Consider the following 21450-nt stretch of genomic DNA (forward strand, 5'->3'; position numbering starts at 1 on the left):
TGATGGCGGTGATTTTGAATTGAATCGAATACTTGCCCATGCTGAACACCCAAAAAGTCAGGATTGATGTCCAACTTTTTGAGGTCAGTTCAGGCTGTAGGAGCGGGCTTGCCCCGCGAGCTGGCGCGTAGCGGCAGTAAAACCAGGCGACGGGGTCAGCCTGGTTGGCGGTATGTCGAGCATTTTCTGCCGGTTCCCGGCAGATCGCTGGCAAGCCGAGCTCCCACGGCCTACGGCCAGAATCAAAAGCAGCAACCATCACCCGACCCCACACCCCGCACCGCCCAACCCTGCCGTTGCAAGCATCAGTGCCCCGCAGGCATGCCCTTGCGGATCCCTTCCCACAGGCCGTTCAGGTAGACCGCGCCCAGCGCCCGGTCATACAAGCCGTAACCTGGCCTGCCGGTTTCGCCCCAGATCATGCGACCGTGATCGGGCCGGTAATAGCCCTCGAAGCCCGTCTCTACATACGCCTTGACGATTTCCGCCATGTCCAGCGAGCCATCCTGCGAGCGATGTGCGGTTTCGTAGAAGTCGCCTGCCTCATTGACCTTGACGTTGCGCAGGTGGGCGAAGTGGATGCGCCCCTGGCCGCCAAACTCTCTGACCAGCGAGGGGATGTCATTGCCCAGATCCGCCCCCAGCGAGCCGGAGCACAGCGTCAGGCCGTTAGCCGGGTCGTCGACCATCGCCAGGACCTGCGCCAGGTCCTGGCGATTTTTCACCACTCGCGGCATGCCGAACATCGGGCGCGGCGGGTCGTCCGGGTGCAGCGCCATTTTGATCCCGGCGTCCCGCGCCACCGGGATGATGCGTTCCAGGAAATACGCCAGACGTGCGCGCAGGGTGTCTTCATCGACCTGCGCGTATTCGCTGATCAGCGCCCGCAGCACCTCGGGTTCATAGCTCACGTCCCAGCCTGGCAGGCTGATGCCGTCGTCCAGATTGGCCTGCTCGATCACCGCCACATCGAACGCCAGCGTGGTCGAGCCGTCCGGCAGCTGCATGTCCAGGGTCGAGCGGGTCCAGTCGAACACCGGCATGAAGTTGTAACAGACCACCTTGATCCCGCAGGCGGCGAGGTTGCGCAAGGTCTGGCCGTAGTTATCGATCAGGCGGTCGCGGCTGGGCAGGCCGCGCTTGATGTCTTCGTGCACCGGCACGCTTTCGATGACTTCGAGCTCAAGGCCATGGGCGTTGATCGTGGCTTTGAGCTCGGCGATTTTGTCCAGCGGCCACACCTCTCCCACGGGGATGTCGTAGATGGCCGAGACCACGCCGGTCATGCCGGGAATCTGGCGGATATACGGCAGAGTGACCGGGTCGTTTTGCCCGTACCAACGGAAAGTCATCTTCATCGCTGAGTCCTTGTTGTTATGAGTGTCATCCGCCCGGCAAGACTCAAGAGTCTTTCAGGGCGTACCGAACGACCGTCGGCAAAGCATAGATTGGTCAGGCCAAATTATGCAAATCCGTTCCTCCGCTGAAAAATCGCGCGAAATAATCGCCTTTCAGGTTTCCATTATCGGGTTTTCGGGTCTAGTATCGGCTGCATTCGGGTATTTGGTCAGGCCAATTAGCGTTTTGTGAGGGGGGCTTTTCAGGCCCTGATCACGTCGCAAAAACCGGCTCTGAGCGCTGTCTGAAGCTCTAACGAAGTCTTACTCATAAAAATAATTAGGAGGACTCGCCATGCAGAAAGGGCGCTGGTTGGTAATTTTTCTGTGCTTCCTCGCGGTGGCCATCAACTACATCGACAGGGCCAACCTCGCGGTTGCCGCCCCCTATATCCAGAAAGAACTCGGCTTGGGCTCGGGGCAAATGGGCCTGCTGCTCAGCGGTTTCTTCTGGACCTACGCATTGATGCAAATGCCGTTCGGCTGGTTCGTCGACCGGGTCGGCGCAAGAATCGCGCTGCCTCTGGCCGTGGCCTGGTGGTCGCTGTTCACTGCGGCCACTGCCGCTGCGGGCAGTCTGGCCTCGATGTTCGGTTGCCGGCTGATGCTCGGGGTCGGCGAGGCGGGGGCTTATCCGTCCTGCGCCAAGATCGTCAGCCAGTGGTTCGACGTCAAGGAGCGCGGGTTTGCCACCAGCATTTTCGACAGCGGCTCGCGCGTCGGGTCGGCGCTGTCGATACCGCTGGTGGCGCTGATCATCGAGCTGTGGGGCTGGCGCGCGTCGTTCGTCATCACAGGGGCTGTGGGGGTGATCTGGGTGGTCGGCTGGCTGCTGATCTACAAGGAACCGCAGGCGGTTGCCGCCATTGAGCAGCACGAAGCGAGCAAGGCTGCGACCATCGCCGCGCGTCCCAAGGTCAAGTGGGCGTCGCTGTTCCGCCACCGCACGCTGTGGGGCATGATGCTCGGCTTCTTTTGCCTGAACTTCGTGATCTATTTCTTCATCACCTGGTTCCCGACCTACCTGGTCACCGAACGTGGCTTTTCCCTCAAGTCACTCGGCACGCTGGGGACCATCCCGGCCGTTGCATCAATCGTCGGTGGCTGGATCGGCGGGCTGACCTCCGATGCGCTGTACCGTCGTGGCTGGAGCCTGACGGCGGCGCGCAAGACCTGCATCGTCGGCGGCATGTTGATGTCTTCCAGCATCTCGCTGTCGGTGTTCACCGAAAACACCTATGCGATGCTGGCGTTTTTCAGCCTGGCCTATGCCAGCCTGGCGTTCGCCGGGGCGAGTATCTGGTGCCTGCCGGCTGATGTGGCGCCAAGCCCGGCGCACGTGGCATCGATTGGTGGCATCCAGAACTTCGCCTCCAACACCGCCGGGATTTTCATCACCACCTTCACCGGCTTTATGCTGGTGATGAGCAACGGTTCATTCACCGCGCCATTGATGACCGCCGGCGCGTTCGCGGTGCTGGGGGCTTTCAGCTATCTGTTCATCGTCGGCAAGATCGAGCCGTTGTCGGTCACCCCGGACCAGCCGGCCGCAGCCGATGCCTCCACCGCAGCGCAACGCAGTTAAGCGTCGAGCGGGTGCGAGCAATCGCGTCGCACCCGCTGGCGTCACGCCTGCAACTGCCTGGCCAACAAGCCGGGCCACCGCCACGCGAAAGCATTGAGTGTAAAAAAGCGAACGCTGTCGATCACTCGCCCTCGAATGGACAGACCCATCGCGGTAATCCTGGAGACACGATGATGATCAGTTCACGCAAGACATTGATGCATTTGCTGTTCGCGGCCGTTGCGGCCACCTGCACCGGGGCCATGGCGCAAGACAAGTCACCGGTGATGCTCGCCGCGTCGGGCATCGGTGGTGGCGGGGCCGCAGGCGGTGGCGCAGGTGCAGGCGGCGCGGCAGGTGGTGGCGCTGGCACTTCGGGTACCAATGCCACTGGCACCAACGGAACCAACAGCAGCAACACCAACGCCACCGGCAGCAACGGCAGCAACGGCACCAACGGCAGCAACACCAACGCCACCGGCAGCAACGGAACCAACAGCAGCAACACCAACGCCACCGGCAGCAACGGAACCAACAGCAGCAACACCAACGCCACCGGCAGCAACGGGACCAACAGCAGCAACACCAACGCCACTGGCACCAACGGGACCAATACCAACAACACCGATGCCACCCATACCAACGGCAGTAACAGCAACAACACCACGGCGACCGGCAGCAACGGGATCAACACTAGCTCTGGGACAAATGGGGCGAACGGCAACAACGGTGGCACGACCAACCCCGCATTGCGACCCGGCAACACCTCAGGTTCCTCATCCTCCTCTGGCACTGGCAGCGGGGATTCCCTCCAGCAGCAGCGTCAGCAGAGCGGAAATCAGATGATCATGGAGCGCAAAGGGCAGATTCAGGAAGCCAATTGACGCCCGCCAAACGCCATACCTGTAGGAGCCGGCTTGCTGGCGAACGCGACAGGTCAGCCACCTGAGTGGCCCCGGACCGAGCGCATTCACCCGCAAACCGGACTCAAACAAGTACAAGCACAGATCCACCAATCAAAGCACGTCTGTTCAATACCTCAGAGCCCCACCCCGACACCATGAGTGCAATGTCTGTCATCGGCCGATGGCGAGCCTTTCATGAATTCGTTGGTGTGCGATGCGCTATTCAACCTTCAATGACCGCACCATGGACCTCGGACTGCTGTTCCTTCGGGCCAGTGGCGCGCTGTTCCTGTTATTCGTGCATGGCCTGCCCAAGCTGCTGGACTTCAAGGCGCAGTTGTTGCTCATCGAGGACCCATTCCACATGGGCGCGACCCTGACCCTGGGCATGGCGATCTTTGCCGAAGTGCTGTGTCCGCTGCTGATTCTGACCGGCGTACTGGCGCGTTTGGCGTGTCTGCCTATTCTCTTTCTGCTGCTGGTGGCGCTGGTGGTCGTGCACAGCGACTGGAGCGTGGAACAGGGCCAGTTCGGCTGGCTGCTCATCATCATCTTTACCAGCGTACTGATTGCCGGCCCAGGCCGTCTGGCGCTCAACACTCGTTTTCCCGGAGCGCTTCGCTATGCCTGAATCTGCCCTGTCCGCCGAACGTGCGGCAACGTCGAAACTGTCGTCCGACGAGATCGTCACCCTGGTGGTCAAGCACCGGGTCAAGGCGGGCCTCGAGGCACAATACGAAGCCTGGCTGCGACGTATCGTGGCAATCGCCGGCAGTTCTCCTGGGCACTTGGGCGTCGACGTGATTCGCGGCAAGGCCGATGGCCTGAGCATGTTCACCTGCGTCCTGCGTTTCTGCTCCACCGACGCCATGCAAAGCTGGCTGGAGTCCTCCAGACGGCGCGAACTGGTCGCCGAAGCGGCGCCGATGCTGGCTGACGGCGACATCACCGAGGTCAACCCGCACAACGAATTCTGGTTCGTGCCCGCCAGCGAAAGCCCGCCGCCGCCGCGCTGGAAACAGGCCTGCGTGACTTTCCTGGTGATCTGCCCGCTGACCCTGCTGATTCCGCTTGTCTGGGGACCGGTGTTCCGCGCCTTCCCGCTGCTGGGCAACTACGTGATCGGCACCGCGCTGGTGACCGTCACCATCGTGCTGCTGGTGGTGTACCTGTTGATGCCTCTGGCCACCCGGCTATTCGCCCCGTGGCTCAACGCCAGGCCTGCGCCGGTGCCGGGATCGGATCATGAGGGATAACCCCGATGATGCCGAACGCCGCAGCTTCCTCGCCCAGGGCTCACTGCTCAGCGCGGCTGCCGCGATCCTTTCTTCAATACCCGTTGCCGGCCTTGCCGTCGGCGCGTCCAGAAAATCCTTTGCCGAAGGTACTGCAATGAACGTCGATCTGATTCTCTACAACGGCAACTTTCATACGGTTGACCCGGAAAAGCCCAAGGCCAGTGCGGTGGCGATCGGCGACGGAAAATTCGTCGCAGTGGGCACCGATGCGCAGATCATGTCCCTGCGCGGCAGTGCCACCCAGGTCATCGACATGCACAAGCGCACGGTGATCCCGGGGCTCAATGACTCGCACCTGCACCTGATCCGTGGCGGCCTGAACTACAACCTGGAACTGCGCTGGGAGGGGGTGCCTTCGGTCGCCGACGCGCTGCGCATGCTCAAGGACCAGGCCGATCGCACACCGACGCCGCAATGGGTACGCGTGGTGGGTGGCTGGAACGAATTCCAGTTTGCCGAAAAGCGCATGCCGACCCTCGAAGAGCTCAACCAGGCAGCGCCTGATACCCCGGTTTTCGTCCTGCATCTGTACGACCGTGCGCTGCTCAACCGCGCCGCCCTGCGCGTGGCTGGCTACACCCGGGACACGCCCAATCCGCCGGGCGGCGAGATCGTGCGCGACAGCAACGGCGACCCCACTGGCATGCTGGTGGCCAAGCCCAACGCGATGATTCTCTACTCGACCCTGGCCAAGGGGCCCAAGCTTCCGCTTGAGTATCAGGTCAACTCCACCCGCCAGTTCATGCGTGAACTCAACCGTCTGGGCCTGACCAGTGCGATCGATGCCGGGGGTGGTTTCCAGAACTACCCGGACGACTACGCGGTGATCACTCAGTTGGCCGAAGCCAAGCAGTTGACGGTGCGCATCGCCTACAACCTGTTCACCCAGAAACCCAAGGAAGAACTCAGCGACTTCAAGAACTGGACCAGCACCGTCACCCTGCACCAGGGCGATGATTTCCTGCGGCACAACGGCGCGGGCGAGATGCTGACGTTCTCGGCGGCCGACTTCGAAGACTTCCTCGAACCGCGCCCGGACCTGCCGCCAGGCATGGAGCAGGACCTGGAGCCAGTGGTGCGGCATCTGGTCGAACATCGCTGGCCGTTCCGCCTGCACGCGACCTATGACGAGTCGATCTCGCGCATGCTCGACGTGTTCGAGAAGGTCAACCGCGAGATCCCGTTCAACGGCATTCCGTGGTTCTTCGACCATTGCGAAACCATCACGCCGAAGAACATCGAGCGGGTCAAGGCGCTCGGTGGCGGCATCGCGATTCAGGACCGCATGGCCTTCCAGGGCGAGTACTTCGTCGAGCGCTACGGCGCCAAGGCCGGCGAGCACACGCCACCGATCAAACGCATGCTGGCCGAAGGCGTGCCGGTGGGCGCAGGCACCGACGCCACCCGGGTATCGAGCTATAACCCGTGGACCTCGCTGTACTGGATGGTCAGCGGTCGCACGGTCGGCGGTCTTGAGCTGTACCCCGAAGGCCTGTCCCGGGAAACCGCGCTTGAGCTGTTCACCCGCGGCAGCGCCTGGTTCTCCTCCGAACAGGGCAAGAAGGGCCAGATCAAGATCGGCCAGCTGGCCGACGTGGTGGCGTTGTCCCAGGACTTCTTCAGCGTGCCGGAAGAGTCGATCAAGTGGATCGAGTCGATGCTGACCGTGGTCGACGGCAAGGTGGTCTACGGCGCCGGTGAGTTCGAAGACCTGTCGCCACCCAGCGTGCCGGTGCTGCCGGACTGGTCACCGGTGGCCAAGGTGGCGGGGCACTGGCGCCCGGGCGCGCCGATGGCCGCCAGCGTGCACCAGTGCAGCGGGCCGTGCACGGTCCACTCGCACAGCCATGACAAGGCACGCATGTCCAAGGTGCCGGTCAGCGACTTCCAAGGCTTCTGGGGCGCGTTTGGCTGCTCCTGCTTCGCTTTCTGACGCCACGCAAACGAGCATGAAACGCCTTGCCGGGGCTTACCGGCAGGGCTGCCCGCCAGCGCCATCCGCTGGTCTCGCACACACCTGTCACACACTCAATGGAGTCAATCATGACCGTTCCTTACAAGCGCCTGGATATCAACGATGCCGTCGTTCTGCTGGTCGATCACCAGACCGGTCTGATCTCGCTGGTGCAGGATTTCTCGCCCAACGAATTCAAGAACAACGTGCTGGCCCTTGCCGATTGCGCCAAATTCTTCAAGCTGCCGACCATCCTGACCACCAGTTTCGAAACCGGCCCCAACGGCCCGTTGGTGCCGGAACTCAAGGAAATGTTCCCGGACGCTCCTTACATCGCCCGTCCTGGCCAGATCAACGCCTGGGACAACGAAGACTTCGTCAAGGCGATCAAGGCCACTGGCCGCAAGCAGCTGATCATCGCGGGCGTTGTGACTGACGTTTGCGTGGCATTCCCGACCCTGTGCGCGCTGGAAGAAGGCTTTGACGTGTTCGTGGTCACCGATGCTTCCGGCACCTTCAACGAAGTGGTTCAGCAGGCTGCCTGGGCACGCATGTCGGCTGCCGGCGCGCAGTTGATGAACTGGTTCTCGGTGGCGTGCGAGCTGCAACGCGACTGGCGCAACGACATGGAAGGCCTGGCCAATCTGCTGTCCCAGCGCATTCCGAACTACCGCAACCTGATGAACAGCTACTCGGTGTTCACCGCCAAGTAACGGCGGCTTCCGGGTCGTGGCAACACGCTCGCCCGCGCAAGCCCCGGTACGGCTGACCCGCTGTACCGGGGGCCAACGGCTGCGCGGGCAAGCTCACTGCTAAACATTTCCAGCGTTGGCAGATCAACGTCGCCCACGCTCTCTACACTCCCCCCACGACGCCGGTCGTTGCCCCAGGCTGCTATCCAGTAGCCAAGACCCTTCGCGACTCAACTCATTCATATCAAGTCTTGGACGGTCTTTCTGCTCGGTCCTATTCTGTGCCCCAAGGTTACCGTACAGGTGACAAGGCCTGCGGCACGGCTCCGATCAGGCCCGGCCCAATCAACCTTATTGAGGTGCATGATGAAAATCGATTTGAGTGCAAAGCTGGCAATCGTCAGCGGTTCGACTGCCGGCATCGGCCTGGGGATCGGCAAGGCCCTGGCGATGTGCGGGGCAACAGTGGTCATCGTTGGACGCGCGGCGGGCAAGGTGGATGAAGCCATCGCGGCGATCAAGCGCGAAGTGCCGGATGCGCAATTGCGCGGCGTGGTCGCCGATCTGGGTACTGCCCAGGGTGCGCAGCAATTGTTCGACGCCCAGCCGCGCGCCGACATCCTGGTGAACAATCTGGGGATCTTCAACGAAGTCGATTTCTTCGACACTCCCGATGACGAGTGGGCGCGCTTCTATGAGGTCAACGTGATTTCCGGCGTGCGGCTGGCGCGGCATTACGTCAACGACATGGTGGCGAACAAGTGGGGCAGGGTGATCTTTGTCTCGTCCGAATCAGGGGTGGCGATTCCTGCCAACATGATCAATTACGGGACCACCAAGGCGGCCAATCTGGCGGTGTCTCACGGCCTGGCCAAGCGCCTGGCGGGGACCGGGGTCACGGTCAACGCGATATTGCCGGGGCCGACCTTCACCGATGGCGTTGAAGAAATGCTCAAGGATGCCATCGCCCAGTCCGGCCGCACCGCCCGTGACGAGGCCGATCATTTCGTCCGCCGTGCCCGGCCTTCGTCTATCATCCAGCGCGCTGCCGAGGTCGACGAAGTGGCCAACCTGGTGGCGTACCTTGCTTCACCGTTGTCTTCGGCAACCACCGGTGCCGCGTTGCGCGTCGATGGTGGCGTCGTCGACAGCATGGCTATCTGAATAAAACAAAGCGTGGAGAATCATCATGGCTAAAGCATCTGCAAGCGTTCGTATCCCGGTCTCGGCCGACAAGGTCTGGCAACTGGTAGGCGGCTTTCTTTCCCTGCCGGACTGGCTGCCGCTGATTGCCAACAGCGTTTCCGACCAGGGCGGGCAAGTCCGCCACTTGACCACCCAGGACGGCGCAAAAATCAGCGAGCGTCTGGAGGCTTTCGACAATCAGGCGCGCACCTACAGCTACTCGATCACCCAAGGGCCGTTTCCGGTCACTGACTACCTTGCGACGCTTAAAGTCAGCGCAGACGGCGATCAGGCCTCGGTGGTGGAGTGGTCGGGGACTTTCACTCCCGCCGGCGTCTCGGACGCCGAAGCCGAAGCGTTGTTCAAGGGCGTGTATGAAGGCGGGCTTGCGGCGTTGAAAGGGAATTTCTGATAAGCCCAGGGCGGTGCGATGTTCGCTGACCCACCGCATTCGCCAGCAAGCCGGCTGCTACAGGTTTTGTGTCCGGCAGGGCTGCGTGTATCCGGATTGATCAAGCCGCCGCTCCAGACGCGCTGCGTCCATCGCTCGTGGACGCGGAGCGTCCGGGTGATGCATTCCCACGCAGAGCGTGGGAACGATCGATACAGGTTCTGGGTCCGGCAGGGCTGCGTGTATCCGGATTGATCAAGCCGCCGCTCTGGACGCGCTGCGTCCATCGCTAGTGGACGCAGAGCGTCCGGGGATGCATTCCCACGCAGAGCGTGGGAACGATCAAATCAAGGTGGCGTGGGGGTCTGTGCTTGATTCTGGCCGCAGGCCGTAGGAGTGAGCTTGCTCGCGATCTGCCGCGAAGCGGTAGTAAAGCCGATTCCTCGGTGCATCGGATACACCGCATGTTGCGGATTGACTGCCGCTGGCGAACGCATCAGGTCAGGCACCGCGATGTTCGCTGACCCACCGCATTCGCCAGCAAGCCGGCTGCTAAAGGTTTTGTGTCCGGCAGGGCTGCGTGTATCCGGATTGATCAAGCCGCCGCTCCAGACGCGCTGCGTCCATCGCTCGTGGACGCGGAGCGTCCGGGGATGCATTCCCACGCAGAGCGGGGGAACGATCACAGCGACGAGTCGCCGGCTTTCGTTTCCTGCCGCACACTTTTGCCTCGGTGTGGTGCATGTACTCTTTGCCTGATCCGATAAGTAGCAATGGATCTCGGCCGCTCAACACCTTCCCACTGACACCTTTCCCAACGCTTTCAGCGCATTACCTCAGTTGCGCATCCCTGGCATCACTTTTGCTTTTATGTATCCGTGGATGATTGGATACAAAAATTCAGAAGGTAATGCCATGCGACTTGCACCCGGATATGCCGAACGGCCCCCTGTCACCGCTGAGGAAGAGGCCTACGCCTTTTTGCTGGATGCTATTTGCAAGGGCACCTATGGCATGGGGCAGCGGCTTATCGCCGAAGACATCGCCACTGAAATCGGTATGAGTCGCATGCCCGTGCGCGAAGCCTTCAGACGCCTGGCCGCCGACGGCCTGGTCACCTTGCGGCCGAACCGTGGGGCGGTGGTCAGCGGTCTGAACATCGACGAAATGCATGAAGTCTTTGAGATGCGCAGCGCGCTGGAAGGCCTGGCAATTCGGGTGGCGGTGCCGAAGATTACCGAACGCAACCTGACGCATCTCGAGCGTCTGCTCGACGACATGGACGACTACCGCGACGACAGCTGCGAATGGGTCAGCCGCCATCGCGAGTTTCACCAGTATTTATGCAGCCTCAGCCAGCGCCCGCGGTTGATGCGCCAGATTTCTGCGCTGTACACGGTGATCGAACCGCACATGCGCGTGTGGCTGGAACATGGCGAAAAGCCCCTGAGCGCGCGTGATGAGCACGCAGTGATCCTCGATGCCTTGCGCGCAGGGGATGCCGACCAGGCCGAGCGGATTTTGCGTGACCACATCGAGGGCACAGTCCCCAGCCTGATTGCCTTTCTCCAATTGCAGAAAAACACCTGAAATCCCCAACCAGAAGCGGGCAACCAGCCCGCCGGTCGTACCGCTGTGACGTTCAGAACTGCCCTTACTTTCTTACCGAAACCGGAGCTTTCGTCATGCATAAACCCGCCGCGCTGGCCGCCTTTGTTTCCCTGAGTCTGTGTGCACCGATGCTGTTGGCGGCCACAACCGTGCCCGACCGCCTGCAGAAGGTGGACAAGCTCACTTACTGCTCGGGGATGGATTCGCCGCCACTGGTGTCATTCGACGCCACGCAGAAACCGGTGGGCCTGACCATCGATCTGGGGCTGGAAATCGCCAAGCGGCTCGGCGGCAAGAAGGTCGAGTGGCGGGTGATTCCATTCTCCGGGCTGGTGCCAGCGTTGCTCGCCCAGCAGTGCGACATGATTGTCGATCAGCTGTTCGACAAGCCTGAACGGCGCGAAGTGATCAACATCGTCAACTACATGTATTCCAGCCAGTCGGTGGTGGTGCCCAAAGGCAACCCCAAGGCAATCAAGTCGCTGGATGATCTGTCCGGGCACAAGGTGGCGGTGCTCAACGGCTCGACCATCAAGACCCTGCTCGATACGCAGAACGAGACGCTGGGCAAAGCCGGCAAGCCCCCGCTCAAGCTGGTGGTCTACAACACCGACACCGACGCCTTCCAGGCGCTGCGTATCAATCAGGTCGACGCCTACGGCACTACGGTGGAAACCGCCGGCTATTACGCCAACATGGCGCCGGATCTGTTCCAGGAGGGGGTGCCGGCGTTCAGTCGGATTCTCACAGGCCTTGGCATCCGCAAAGACGATGCGCAGCTGACTGCCGCCGTGCAACAAGTGGTCAGCGACATGCGCAGTGACGGCAGCTACAGCCAATTGCTCGCCAAGTGGCACGTCGAAAGCGACAAGCTCGATTGAGCCATTGCACAACGGGATGAACCGATGAATTTCAATTGGGATGTGTTCTGGCAGTACCTGCTGCAGCCCAGCGGCGTGTACCTGACCGGGCTGTGGCTGACCTGTCTGATCAGCGTGCTGGCGATGCTGTTGGGTTGCTCGCTGGGGCTGATCGCGGCGCTCATGCGCCTGTCGAAAAATCCACTGCTGCATCTGCCGGTGCGTTTCTACGTCTGGTTGATGCGCGGCACTCCGTTGCTGGTGCAGATCGTCTTTCTCTATACCGCGCTTGCGGCCGGGGGGATTTTCCGCTTCGAGGACATCGATCTGGGCTGGTTCATCGTACCGGGCAATATCCAGGCGGCGATCATCGCGCTGGGTCTGAACGAAGGCGCCTACATGGCCGAGATCATTCGTGCGGGTATCGGCGCGGTGGACAAGGGCCAATACGAAGCCGGTCGCTCGCTGGGCATGACTTTCGGCAAGCTGATGCGCCGGATCGTGCTGCCCCAGGCGTTCCGGGTGATCGTCCCGCCGCTGGGCAACGAATTCAACGTCATGCTCAAGAACACCACGCTGGTCAGCGTGATCGGTGTGCAGGAGTTGCTGCTCAGTACGCAAATGGTTACCTCGGCCACGTTTCGGGTTTTCGAGCTGTACCTGGTGGTGGCGATCTACTTCCTGCTGCTGACCACGGTCTGGGGCTTCTTCCAGCGCTGGCTCGAACAGCGCTTCGGCCAGTCCGATCGCCAGCCACCGGCTGCCAGGCGGATGTTCGGGCGCAGCGCCATGAAACTGTTGAGGGGGCGTTGAGATGGCGCACAAAAGTGACGAACTGATCATCGAGGCGCTGGACATTCACAAGTCGTTCGGCGACCTGGAAATTCTCAAGGGCATTTCACTGCAAGTGCGGCGCGGCGAGGTGGTGGTGCTGATCGGCGCCTCAGGCTCGGGCAAGACCACGTTCATCCGCTGCATCAACCTACTCGAAGACATTCAGTCCGGGCGCATCCGCGTCAACGGCCAGGCCATGGGTTACCGCGAACGTGCCGATGGCAGCCTGGTGCGCGATTCGGAGCGCAATATCGCCCGCCAGCGACGGGACATCGGCATGGTGTTCCAGCGCTTCAATCTGTTCGCGCACATGACCGCGCTGGAAAACATTATCGAGGCGCCGATCCATGTGCTGGGGCGTGTCGCGTGAGGCGGCGCTGACCCAGGGCCGTGAATTGCTGGCCCGGGTCGGGCTGGCGGACAAGGCCGGGCATTACCCTTCGATGCTGTCCGGCGGTCAACAGCAGCGGGTGGCGATTGCCCGGGCGCTGGCGATGAAACCCAAGGCCATGCTGTTCGACGAACCCACCAGTGCGCTGGACCCGGAAACCGTCGGTGAAGTGCTGCAGGTCATGAAGGAACTGGCCGAGGAGGGCATGACCATGGTGGTCGTGACCCACGAAATGGGCTTTGCCCGCGAGGTGGCCGATCGCGTGGTGGTACTCGACCAGGGTGAACTGATTGAACAAGGCCCGCCGGAACAGATCTTCAGCCGGCCGGTGCATCCCCGAACCCAAGCCTTTCTCAGCCGCGTGTTGTAACGCTCATAAGGAAATCGTCATGCGTTCATTCTGTATTGCCGCCGCTTTGTGTTCCGTCGCTGTGTTGCCCGCCGTCCAAGCCGCCGAGGGCGTGGTGAAGATGTACAACTGGTCCGATTACATCGGCCCGGACACCTTGAAGAACTTCCAGAAGGACAGTGGCATCAAGGTCGAGTACGACATCTTCGACACCAATGAAATGCTCGAAGCCAAGATGCTGTCCGGGCATTCGGGGTACGACTTGGTGGTGCCGTCCAGCCAGTTCCTGTCCAAGCAGATTCGGGCTGGCGCCTATCAGCCGTTGCAGCGCTCGTTGCTGACTAACTGGAATCACCTGGACCCACGGCTGCTGCAACGTATCGAGGCCGCGGACCCCGGCAACCGTTATGCCGTGCCGTACATGTGGGGCACGGTCGGGATTGGCTACAACGAAGAAAAGGTGCGTGCGGTCCTGGGCAAGGACGTGGTGCTCGATTCCTGGTCCATGGTGCTGGACCCGGCCAATCTGGCCAAGCTCAAGAGCTGTGGCGTGGCATTTCTCGATGCGCCGGTGAAGATCATTCCGCAGACCCTGCTGTACCTGGGGCTGGACCCCAACAGCGTCAAACCCGACGACTATAAAAAGGCTTCGGCGCTGTTGATGAAGCTGCGCCCATCGGTGACCTACTTCAATTCATCGAAATACACCGCCGACCTGGCCAATGGCGACATCTGCGTGGCCATCGGTTACTCGGGTGACGTGATGCAGGCTCAGACCCGTGCGCACGAAGCCGGCAAGAACCTCGACATCCGTTACCTGATCCCCAAGGAAGGCGTGAATCTGTGGTTCGACATGCTGGCCATTCCCAAGGATGCCGGCAACGTGGCCAATGCTCATGCGTTCATCAACTACCTGTTGCGCCCGGAGGTTATCGCCCCGGTCAGCGACTATGTGGGCTATGCCAATCCCAATAAAGACGCAACGGCGCTGATGGACCCCAAGGTCACCAGCAACCCGGGCATCTACCCCGGCGATGAGGTGATCAGCCACACATTCGTCTCGGCTGACCTGCCGGACAACATCCAGCGTCTGATCACCCGGGAATGGAACCGGATCAAATCCGGGCAATGAATCCTGTTTTTGAAGAGCCTTCGTCATGTTGAATTTTTCTGCGCATCAATATCCCTACCCGTCACAACGCCAGAGCGTGTTCGCAAGGCGCGGCATGGTCGCGGCCTCGCAACCGCTGGCGGCACAGGCGGGAATCGAAGTCATGCAAAAGGGCGGTAACGCCATCGACGCCGCCATCGCCACGGCGGCCGCGCTGACGGTGGTCGAGCCTACCGGTTGCGGGATTGGCGGCGACGCGTTCGCGCTGGTCTGGTGCAAGGGGCAACTGCATGGCTTGAATGCCAATGGCCATGCACCGGCGGCAGTGAGTATCGAAGCGGTCAAGGCTGCCGGGCACGAGCAGATGCCGATGTATGGCTGGACCCCGGTCACGGTGCCCGGCTGTCCTTCGGCATGGGCCGAGCTGTCCCGGCGTTTCGGCAAGTTGCCGTTCGCCGAGCTGCTGCAGCCGGCAATCAGTCTGGCGCGCGATGGCTTCCCGCTGTCGCCGGTGGTCGCCCACCAGTGGCAGATCGCGCTCAACGAGTTCAGTGCCCAGCGTGAAGCGGTAATGGACAACTGGTTTGATACGTTCCTGATTGACGGGCGGGCGCCCAAGGCCGGGGAATTGTTTCGCAACCCGGCTCAGGCGCGGACCCTGGAGGAGCTGGCGGCGACCGAGTGCGAAAGCCTGTATCGCGGCGCATTGGCGCAGCGGCTCGACGCGCATTCACGGGCCACGGGCGGCTATCTGCGCGCCGAAGACCTGGCAGGTTTCCGTGCACAGTGGGTCGATCCGATCAGCATCAATTACCGGGGTTACGACGTCTGGGAAATACCGCCGAGCGGCCAGGGGCTGGTTGCTTTGATGACCCTGAGAATCCTTGAAGGCTTCGATTTCGATCATCGCGACAGTCAGCTGACCTGGCACCGCCAGCTGGAGGCCATGAAGCTGGCCTACAACGACGGCTTGCACCACATCACCGACCCATTGCACATGCGCGTGGCCGTGGCCGACCTGCTCAGTGATCGTTACCGCGATCAGCGCCGGGCAATGATCGGTGAGCTCGCCGCCGACCCCAAGCCCGGCGATCCTCACGCCAGCGGCACGGTGTACCTGGCCACTGCCGACGCCGAGGGCAACATGGTGTCGTTCATCCAGAGCAACTACCACGGCTTCGGTTCCGGGGTGGTGCTGCCCGACAGCGGCCTGGCCTTGCAGAATCGCGGGCAGGAATTCAGCCTCGATGCTGCCCACGCCAACTGCCTGGCCCCCGGCAAGAAAACCTTCCACACCATCATCCCGGGCTTTCTCAGCAAGGACGGGCAGGCGGTAGGGCCGTTTGGCGTCATGGGCGGCTACATGCAACCCCAGGGGCATGTGCAGATGGTCATGAACCTGGTCGATTTCGGCCTCAACCCACAAGCCGCGCTGGACGCACCACGCTGGCAGTGGCTGGGCGGGATGAAAGTCGGCATCGAACAGGGCGCTTCGAGGGATCTGGCCGCAGGGTTGGCCCGACGCGGTCATGACATCAGCATCGCCTACGACTCCACCGACTACGGTCGAGGGCAGATCATCTCGCGCGATCCGCTCAGTGGCGTGTTGTGCGGCGGGACAGAACCCAGGGCGGATTCGACGATTGCGGCGTGGTGATGTTTGTCTGCGCTCTGAATCTGTCCACGACCGGCTGACCGATGCCGACTTCTGTAGCAGTCCGGCTTGCCGGCGGTGACGTTCCACAGATCGCCACCGCCGGCAAGCCGTGCCGCTGGAAACCGCCGGGCACGGGCCTGTCAGGCAGTATGGGTCAGGTCCGGAAACGACGCACCAGACCGTCCAGTTCATTGGACAGTGCTGCCAGGTTCCTCGAATCGCCCCGCGCCGAATCTGCCAGTTCGGCCACCAGCTGCGCATCGCCATGGATCTGGTTGATGTGACGGTTGATGTCTTCGGCGACCTGGTGTTGCTGTTCGGCGGCCGTGGCAATCTGCGTGTTCATGTCGCGGATCACGTCAACCGACTCACGGATCTGCCCGAAGCTGCTGCGCGCCTGGCCGATCTTGGCGACCGACTGCTGCGACACATCCAGGCTGGTGTGCATCTGTTGCGCCACCGAGGCGGTGCGTTTGGCCAGGTTGCCCAGCAACGAGTCGATCTGCGCCGTCGAATCAGCGGTGCGTTTGGCCAGCGCCCGCACTTCATCGGCGACCACGGCAAAGCCGCGACCCTGCTCACCCGCACGCGCGGCCTCGATGGCGGCGTTGAGTGCCAGCAGGTTGGTCTGTTCGGCGATTGAACGGATGGTGTCCAGGATTGACTGGATATCCGTGCTGTCTTTTTCAAGCTGTGTCATGTCGTTTGCCGACCGGGAAATCTCCGCGCTCAGTCGATCGACACTGCTCACGGCATCGTCGATCTGCCGCTGTCCTTCGCGCGCCTGGCGCTGACCGCTGTCGGCCGATTCGGCGGCCTGGCTGCAGGAGCGGGCGACCTCGTTGGCGGTGGCGACCATTTCGTGAAAGGCGGTCGAGACCATGTCCACCGCTTCCCGTTGACGGCCGGCGGCTTCGGCCATGTCATTGGATACCCGGGTCGAGCTGGTGGAGCTGTCGAGAATCTTGGTCGCCGCCAGGCCGATATGCTGGATCAGCCCACGGATCGCCGCCAGAAACTGGTTGAACCAGTTGGCCAGCTGCGCGGTTTCGTCCTTGCCGCGTACCAACAGGCTCTTGGTCAGGTCACCTTCGCCCTGGGCGATGCCCTCCAAGCCGCTGGCCACGCCACGAATCGGGCGCACGATCAGGGTCGCAAAGCTTGCGCCGAGGATGGCAAACACCACCGCCAGCACTGCTGCAATCACGCCGATCAGCCAGGCCAGGCGGGTAGCCGAGGCCATGACTTCGTCCTGCTTGATCAAGCCGATGAAGCTCCAGCCCAATTGATCGGAGGGGAACACGTTGGCCATGAAATGTTCGCCATTGATCTGGACCCTGATCAGCCCAGGCCCTGCCTTGGCCAACTGGCTGAAGCCGTCACCCAAGTCACCCAGCTTCTTGAAATTGTGTTCCGGCTGCTTGGGATCGACCAGCACCGTGCCGTTGTTTTCGATCAGCATCAGGTAACCGCTTTCGCCCAGCTTGATCTGCTTGACGATGGTGGTCAGCTGTTTAAGCGATACATCGATATTGACCACACCACCCGAGCTGCCCAGGGCGTTGTTGACTGCGCGTACGGTGCTGACCAGCACCGCATCGTCACCGGCCCAGTAATAGGCCTCGGTGCGCGTGGTCTTGCCGGGGTTGGCCAGGGCGCTCTTGTACCAGGGACGCTGGCGTGGATCGTAGCTGGCCATTTTCGGGTCGCCCGGCCAGTACGCGTAGGTGCCGTTGGCAAGCCCGTAGGAGACATAGGAATAGGCCGGATGGCTCTGGGCAATACCGGCGAAAAAGCCGAACAGTTGCTTGTCGACATCGGACAGCGGGATGTCCGGTGCCTGGGCGGTCATGTAGCTTTTGACGCCTTCGCCAGTGCCGGTGATCAACGGGTGTGCGGCCAGGTAATCGACGTTCTGGCTGATGCCCTCGAAGAACAACTGCATGGCATTGGCCACCTGGCGGATTTCCCGGCCGCTGCTGTCGACGAAGCCGCTTTGCGCGTCGCTGCGCAGGTTAATGATGACCATTGTCGCGACCAGGATGATCGGCAGGCAGGCGATTACCGCAAAGGCCCAGGTCAGTTTCTGTTTGATGTTCATCGGCGCTCCTGATTGTTCTTTAATCACGCGTAAACAACCGCTACGCAGGCAGCGGGTCGATCAGGACAGTGCGATGGGGGTGCGAAACCGTCTGATGGTATACCGGTGTCGGCCTGCCGGGCGGATTCTTTAGAACTGATGATGGCCCTGGCCGCACGCTGTTGATTCCGCCCGCCCAGACACCCACTCTGCGGCTATTGACGAGTCAGATGGCGCGCAGGCGCAGGATGCTGGAACCGTCAAACGGATCGGTCAGCCAATGACCGGACACGCCGAAAGTGTCGCGCAGACATGCTGGGGTGAGCACCTCGAAGGGCGAGCCCAGGGCCACCAGGCGTCCTTTGTCCATGACCGCCAGACGGTCGCAGGCCAACGCCTGATTGAGGTCATGAAGGGCGATGACGCTGGTCACCGGCAACTGCTGCAGCAGCTTCAGAATCGACAGCTGCTGCTGGATATCCAGGTGATTGGTCGGCTCGTCGAGCAGCACTATCGGCGCACGTTGCGCCAGCGCCCGGGCAATGTGCGCACGCTGCCGTTCACCGCCAGACAGGCTGTGCCAGGGACGCTGGCGCAGTGGTTGCAGATTGACGTCGGTGATCGCCTGGCAAACGATGCGTGCGTGCTCATCACTCCATGGCGAGAGTGCCGAGAGCCAGGGGGTACGCCCCAGTTCCACCGCTTGCAGCACGCTGATGGAGTCGCTGGTGTCGGCGTGCTGTTCAACCACCGCCAGCTGTTGGGCGATGTCGCGACGGCGCATCCCCGACAGGCGCTGACCGTGCAGGAACACCTCGCCGCGGGTAGGGCGCTGGATGCCTGCCAGCAGTTTGATCAGCGTCGATTTGCCCGAACCGTTGGGGCCGACGATGCCCAGGTTCTCGCCAGCGCGAATGGCCAGGGTGACCTCGCTGAGCAACGGCACGCCCTTGAGGGTCAAGCCCAGGTTGATGCCACTGAGCACGTTGCTGACTGCCTCTGTCATGACGTTCATCGGCTGCGGTTTCCGTGCGCCAGGATCAAGGCGAACACCGGTGCACCGACCAGCGCGGTGATCACGCCGATGGGCAGCACCTGGCCCTTGATCAAGGTGCGCGAAAGCACGTCGGCGCCAATCAGAAACAACGCACCGCTCAAGGCGCTCAGCGGCAGCAGTCGGGCGTGACGTACGCCGGCGAGCATGCGCACGGCATGGGGGATGACCAGGCCGACGAAACCGATGGAGCCGACAATCGACACCATCACTGCGGTGACCAGCGCGGCGGTGGCGATGAGCAGGGTCTGTACCCGACGCACCGGAATGCCCAGCGACGCTGCTGAGTCCACGCCGAAGGTGAAGGCATCCAGCGAGCGTCTGTGCCACAGACAGACCAACAGACCGATCAGCACCACCGGCACTGCCAGCCCGACCGAGGCCCAGCGCACGCCACTGAGGTTGCCCAGTAACCAGAACATGATGCCGCGCGCCTGCTCGGCATTGGCCGAGCGGGTGATCAGAAACGAAGTCAGCGCATTGAACAGCTGCGAGCCGGCGATACCGGCCAGGATGATCTGCCCGGCAGGCGTCTGCCCCCGCGAGGCGCGAGCGAGCAGGGCGACCAGGGCAAACGCTGCGACAGCGCCGGCAAAGGCCCCGGTGGACAGCGAAATGGCCCCGGCACCGAACCCGACGATGGCCACCAGCACCGCCCCGGTCGAGGCCCCGGCGGAGATGCCCAGCAGGTAGGGGTCGGCCAGCGGGTTGCGCAGCAGCGATTGCAGGACCACGCCGCAAATCGCCAGCCCCGCGCCACAGGCGGCGGCGACGATGGCTCGGGTCAGTCGGTAGTTCCAGACGATGCCCTCATCAATGGCATCGAGCGGGTAACCGGCGGCCCACAGCTTGTTCGCCAGCACTTGAAAGATCACCGGCAAGCCGATTGAGGTCTCGCCGATGGCGACGCCGGCCAGCACCGCCAGCAGCAATAGCACGCTGACCCACGTGCCGTGAGCCAGCACTCGAATTAGCATGTTCATGGGCTCACGGCAGCGCTTTGGGTGGCTTTGGCCAGTTGCTCGATGCCGTCGAACAGCCGCACGCTGGATTCCATGGCACTGGCGTCCATGATGACGATGCGGTTGTTTTTCACCGCGTCCATGTTGCGCGTCACCGGGTCTGATTTGAGGAAGGCGAGTTTTTTCTCATGATCGTCGGCGGGGAAGCGCCGCCGGTCCATACGGGCGATCACCAGAATCGTCGGGTTGGCCTTGGCGATGGTTTCCCAGCCGACGGTCGGCCATTCCTCGTCCGAATCGATGATGTTGCGCATGCCCAGGGTCTTGAGCATGAAGTCGGGAATGCCTTTGCGCCCGGCGACGTAAGGGTCGACGTTGATGTCGGGGCTGGAGAACCAGAACACCGCCGAGACCTGCTCGCCGTGGTGCGCTGCGGACTGCTCCATTGCATTGGCAAGACGCGCCTGATAACCGGCAACCAGTGCCTGACCACGGTCCTGGACGTCGAAGATCTCGGCCAGTTGCGCAATGCTCTTGTACAGCGTGTCGATCCTGAAGGCCTGGAGACGAGTGCCATCGGCGCCGACCAGATTATTCTTGCCTTCGCAGTCCGAAGGCAGGATGTAGGTGGGGATGTTCAGTTCCTGGAATTGCTGGCGAGTGCCAACCGCGCCCTGCGGACCGACCATCCACTCGAACTGCACCGGCACCAAGTCCGGGCGTTTGCCGATGACCGACTCGAAGCTGGGTGCATTGTCGGCCAGGCGTTCGATCTGCTCGTTGGCCTCCTTGTATTGCCCCAGGACCTCGTTGAACCACAGTGAAGTGCCTGTCACCGAAGGGCTCAAGCCCAGGGCGTAGAGCATTTCAGTGGCTGCCTGGCCGATGGTGACGGCGTGGTGCGGGACCTGGGCGAAGGTCAGCCCGACGCCACAGTTGTCGAGGGTCAGCGGATAGCGGGTCGACGCGGCGAGCGCGGCCTGGGGTATGAGCGTGGCGATGGACAGCGTCAGGCCCACAAGCGAGGAGGCAAGGCGGTACGACGACATGAAGGGCGATCTCCAGTGAACCTGATTGCCGACGAAACAGGCACTGGAAAGCACATCCCGACTCGCCGCCGGTAAAGGGGCAAGTGCAGATCACGCCAGCAAGGCG

19 protein-coding genes and 2 pseudogenes are annotated in these 21450 nt (G+C 62.1%); 14 read left to right on the forward strand and 7 right to left on the reverse strand.

Annotated features, from left to right (window positions below):
• On the reverse strand, positions 1 to 259 hold a 259-nt coding region (locus tag ACI2KS_RS09705), incomplete at its 3' end, for a hypothetical protein (RefSeq protein WP_404619514.1).
• A 46-nt stretch (positions 260 to 305) separates the two neighbouring features.
• A complete protein-coding gene (gene uxuA, locus ACI2KS_RS09710) occupies positions 306 to 1358 on the reverse strand; it encodes a mannonate dehydratase (protein ID WP_404619516.1) in 1053 nt (350 codons plus the stop codon).
• 334 nt (positions 1359 to 1692) lie between these two features.
• Between uxuA and ACI2KS_RS09715 the strand changes: the two genes are divergently transcribed.
• From ACI2KS_RS09715 to ACI2KS_RS09780, 14 genes and pseudogenes are all read left to right on the forward strand, one after another.
• Positions 1693 to 2982: an MFS transporter gene (locus ACI2KS_RS09715; protein WP_404619518.1), complete on the forward strand. Its 1290-nt coding sequence runs from the start codon at positions 1693 to 1695 to the stop codon at positions 2980 to 2982.
• A 170-nt stretch (positions 2983 to 3152) separates the two neighbouring features.
• Positions 3153 to 3845 (forward strand): hypothetical protein, encoded by a 693-nt coding sequence (locus ACI2KS_RS09720; RefSeq protein ID WP_404619520.1) that lies wholly within the window; start codon positions 3153 to 3155, stop codon positions 3843 to 3845.
• A gap of 235 nt (positions 3846 to 4080) precedes the next feature.
• Entirely contained in the window at positions 4081 to 4497 is a 417-nt protein-coding gene (locus ACI2KS_RS09725; protein ID WP_404619522.1) for a DoxX family protein, read from the forward strand.
• On the forward strand, positions 4490 to 5122 hold the full coding sequence (locus ACI2KS_RS09730; RefSeq protein WP_404619524.1) for an antibiotic biosynthesis monooxygenase: 633 nt from the start codon (positions 4490 to 4492) through the stop codon (positions 5120 to 5122). The genes ACI2KS_RS09725 and ACI2KS_RS09730 overlap by 8 nt, the downstream gene beginning before the upstream one ends.
• A gap of 136 nt (positions 5123 to 5258) precedes the next feature.
• On the forward strand, positions 5259 to 7097 hold the full coding sequence (locus ACI2KS_RS09735) for an amidohydrolase (RefSeq protein WP_404620676.1): 1839 nt from the start codon (positions 5259 to 5261) through the stop codon (positions 7095 to 7097).
• 110 nt (positions 7098 to 7207) lie between these two features.
• On the forward strand, positions 7208 to 7831 hold the full coding sequence (ycaC, locus tag ACI2KS_RS09740) for an isochorismate family cysteine hydrolase YcaC (protein ID WP_404619526.1): 624 nt from the start codon (positions 7208 to 7210) through the stop codon (positions 7829 to 7831).
• Positions 7832 to 8176: 345 nt separating this feature from the next.
• A complete protein-coding gene (locus tag ACI2KS_RS09745) occupies positions 8177 to 8974 on the forward strand; it encodes an SDR family NAD(P)-dependent oxidoreductase (RefSeq protein WP_404619528.1) in 798 nt (265 codons plus the stop codon).
• Positions 8975 to 8999: 25 nt separating this feature from the next.
• Positions 9000 to 9407, forward strand: coding sequence for an SRPBCC family protein (locus ACI2KS_RS09750; RefSeq protein WP_404619530.1), 408 nt, complete (start codon positions 9000 to 9002; stop codon positions 9405 to 9407).
• 894 nt (positions 9408 to 10301) lie between these two features.
• On the forward strand, positions 10302 to 10976 hold the full coding sequence (locus tag ACI2KS_RS09755) for a GntR family transcriptional regulator (RefSeq protein WP_404620678.1): 675 nt from the start codon (positions 10302 to 10304) through the stop codon (positions 10974 to 10976).
• Between the two features lie 95 nt (positions 10977 to 11071).
• A complete protein-coding gene (locus tag ACI2KS_RS09760) occupies positions 11072 to 11878 on the forward strand; it encodes an ABC transporter substrate-binding protein (protein WP_404619532.1) in 807 nt (268 codons plus the stop codon).
• A 24-nt stretch (positions 11879 to 11902) separates the two neighbouring features.
• Complete coding sequence (locus ACI2KS_RS09765; protein WP_404619534.1) at positions 11903 to 12670, forward strand: amino acid ABC transporter permease; 768 nt, start codon at positions 11903 to 11905, stop codon at positions 12668 to 12670.
• Between the two features lies 1 nt (position 12671).
• Positions 12672 to 13452: pseudogene (locus ACI2KS_RS09770) on the forward strand (amino acid ABC transporter ATP-binding protein).
• Between the two features lie 19 nt (positions 13453 to 13471).
• Positions 13472 to 14563, forward strand: a complete 1092-nt coding sequence (locus ACI2KS_RS09775) for a polyamine ABC transporter substrate-binding protein (RefSeq protein ID WP_404619536.1) — start codon at positions 13472 to 13474, stop codon at positions 14561 to 14563.
• A 25-nt stretch (positions 14564 to 14588) separates the two neighbouring features.
• Positions 14589 to 16199: a gamma-glutamyltransferase family protein gene (locus ACI2KS_RS09780; protein WP_404619538.1), complete on the forward strand. Its 1611-nt coding sequence runs from the start codon at positions 14589 to 14591 to the stop codon at positions 16197 to 16199.
• Positions 16200 to 16353: 154 nt separating this feature from the next.
• Here ACI2KS_RS09780 and ACI2KS_RS09785 read toward each other — a convergent pair whose 3' ends face one another.
• The 5 genes and pseudogenes from ACI2KS_RS09785 to ACI2KS_RS09805 all read right to left on the reverse strand — a co-directional run bounded on the left by ACI2KS_RS09785 (position 16354) and on the right by ACI2KS_RS09805 (position 21344).
• The gene (locus ACI2KS_RS09785; RefSeq protein WP_404620680.1) at positions 16354 to 17121 is read right to left on the reverse strand and encodes a methyl-accepting chemotaxis protein; all 768 of its coding nucleotides are present in this window, start codon (positions 17119 to 17121) and stop codon (positions 16354 to 16356) included.
• A gap of 90 nt (positions 17122 to 17211) precedes the next feature.
• Positions 17212 to 18300, reverse strand: a pseudogene (locus ACI2KS_RS09790) (cache domain-containing protein); the annotation flags it as partial.
• A gap of 205 nt (positions 18301 to 18505) precedes the next feature.
• Positions 18506 to 19294, reverse strand: a complete 789-nt coding sequence (locus ACI2KS_RS09795) for an ABC transporter ATP-binding protein (protein ID WP_404619540.1) — start codon at positions 19292 to 19294, stop codon at positions 18506 to 18508.
• Complete coding sequence (locus tag ACI2KS_RS09800) at positions 19291 to 20310, reverse strand: FecCD family ABC transporter permease (RefSeq protein WP_404620682.1); 1020 nt, start codon at positions 20308 to 20310, stop codon at positions 19291 to 19293. Before ACI2KS_RS09800 ends, ACI2KS_RS09795 begins: the two co-directional genes overlap by 4 nt.
• 2 nt (positions 20311 to 20312) lie before the next feature.
• Positions 20313 to 21344 (reverse strand): ABC transporter substrate-binding protein, encoded by a 1032-nt coding sequence (locus ACI2KS_RS09805; RefSeq protein ID WP_404619542.1) that lies wholly within the window; start codon positions 21342 to 21344, stop codon positions 20313 to 20315.
• Between the last annotated feature and the right edge of the window lie 106 nt (positions 21345 to 21450).

The organism is Pseudomonas sp. NPDC087358 (genome assembly GCF_044900785.1).
Classification (GTDB): Bacteria; Pseudomonadota; Gammaproteobacteria; order Pseudomonadales; family Pseudomonadaceae; genus Aquipseudomonas.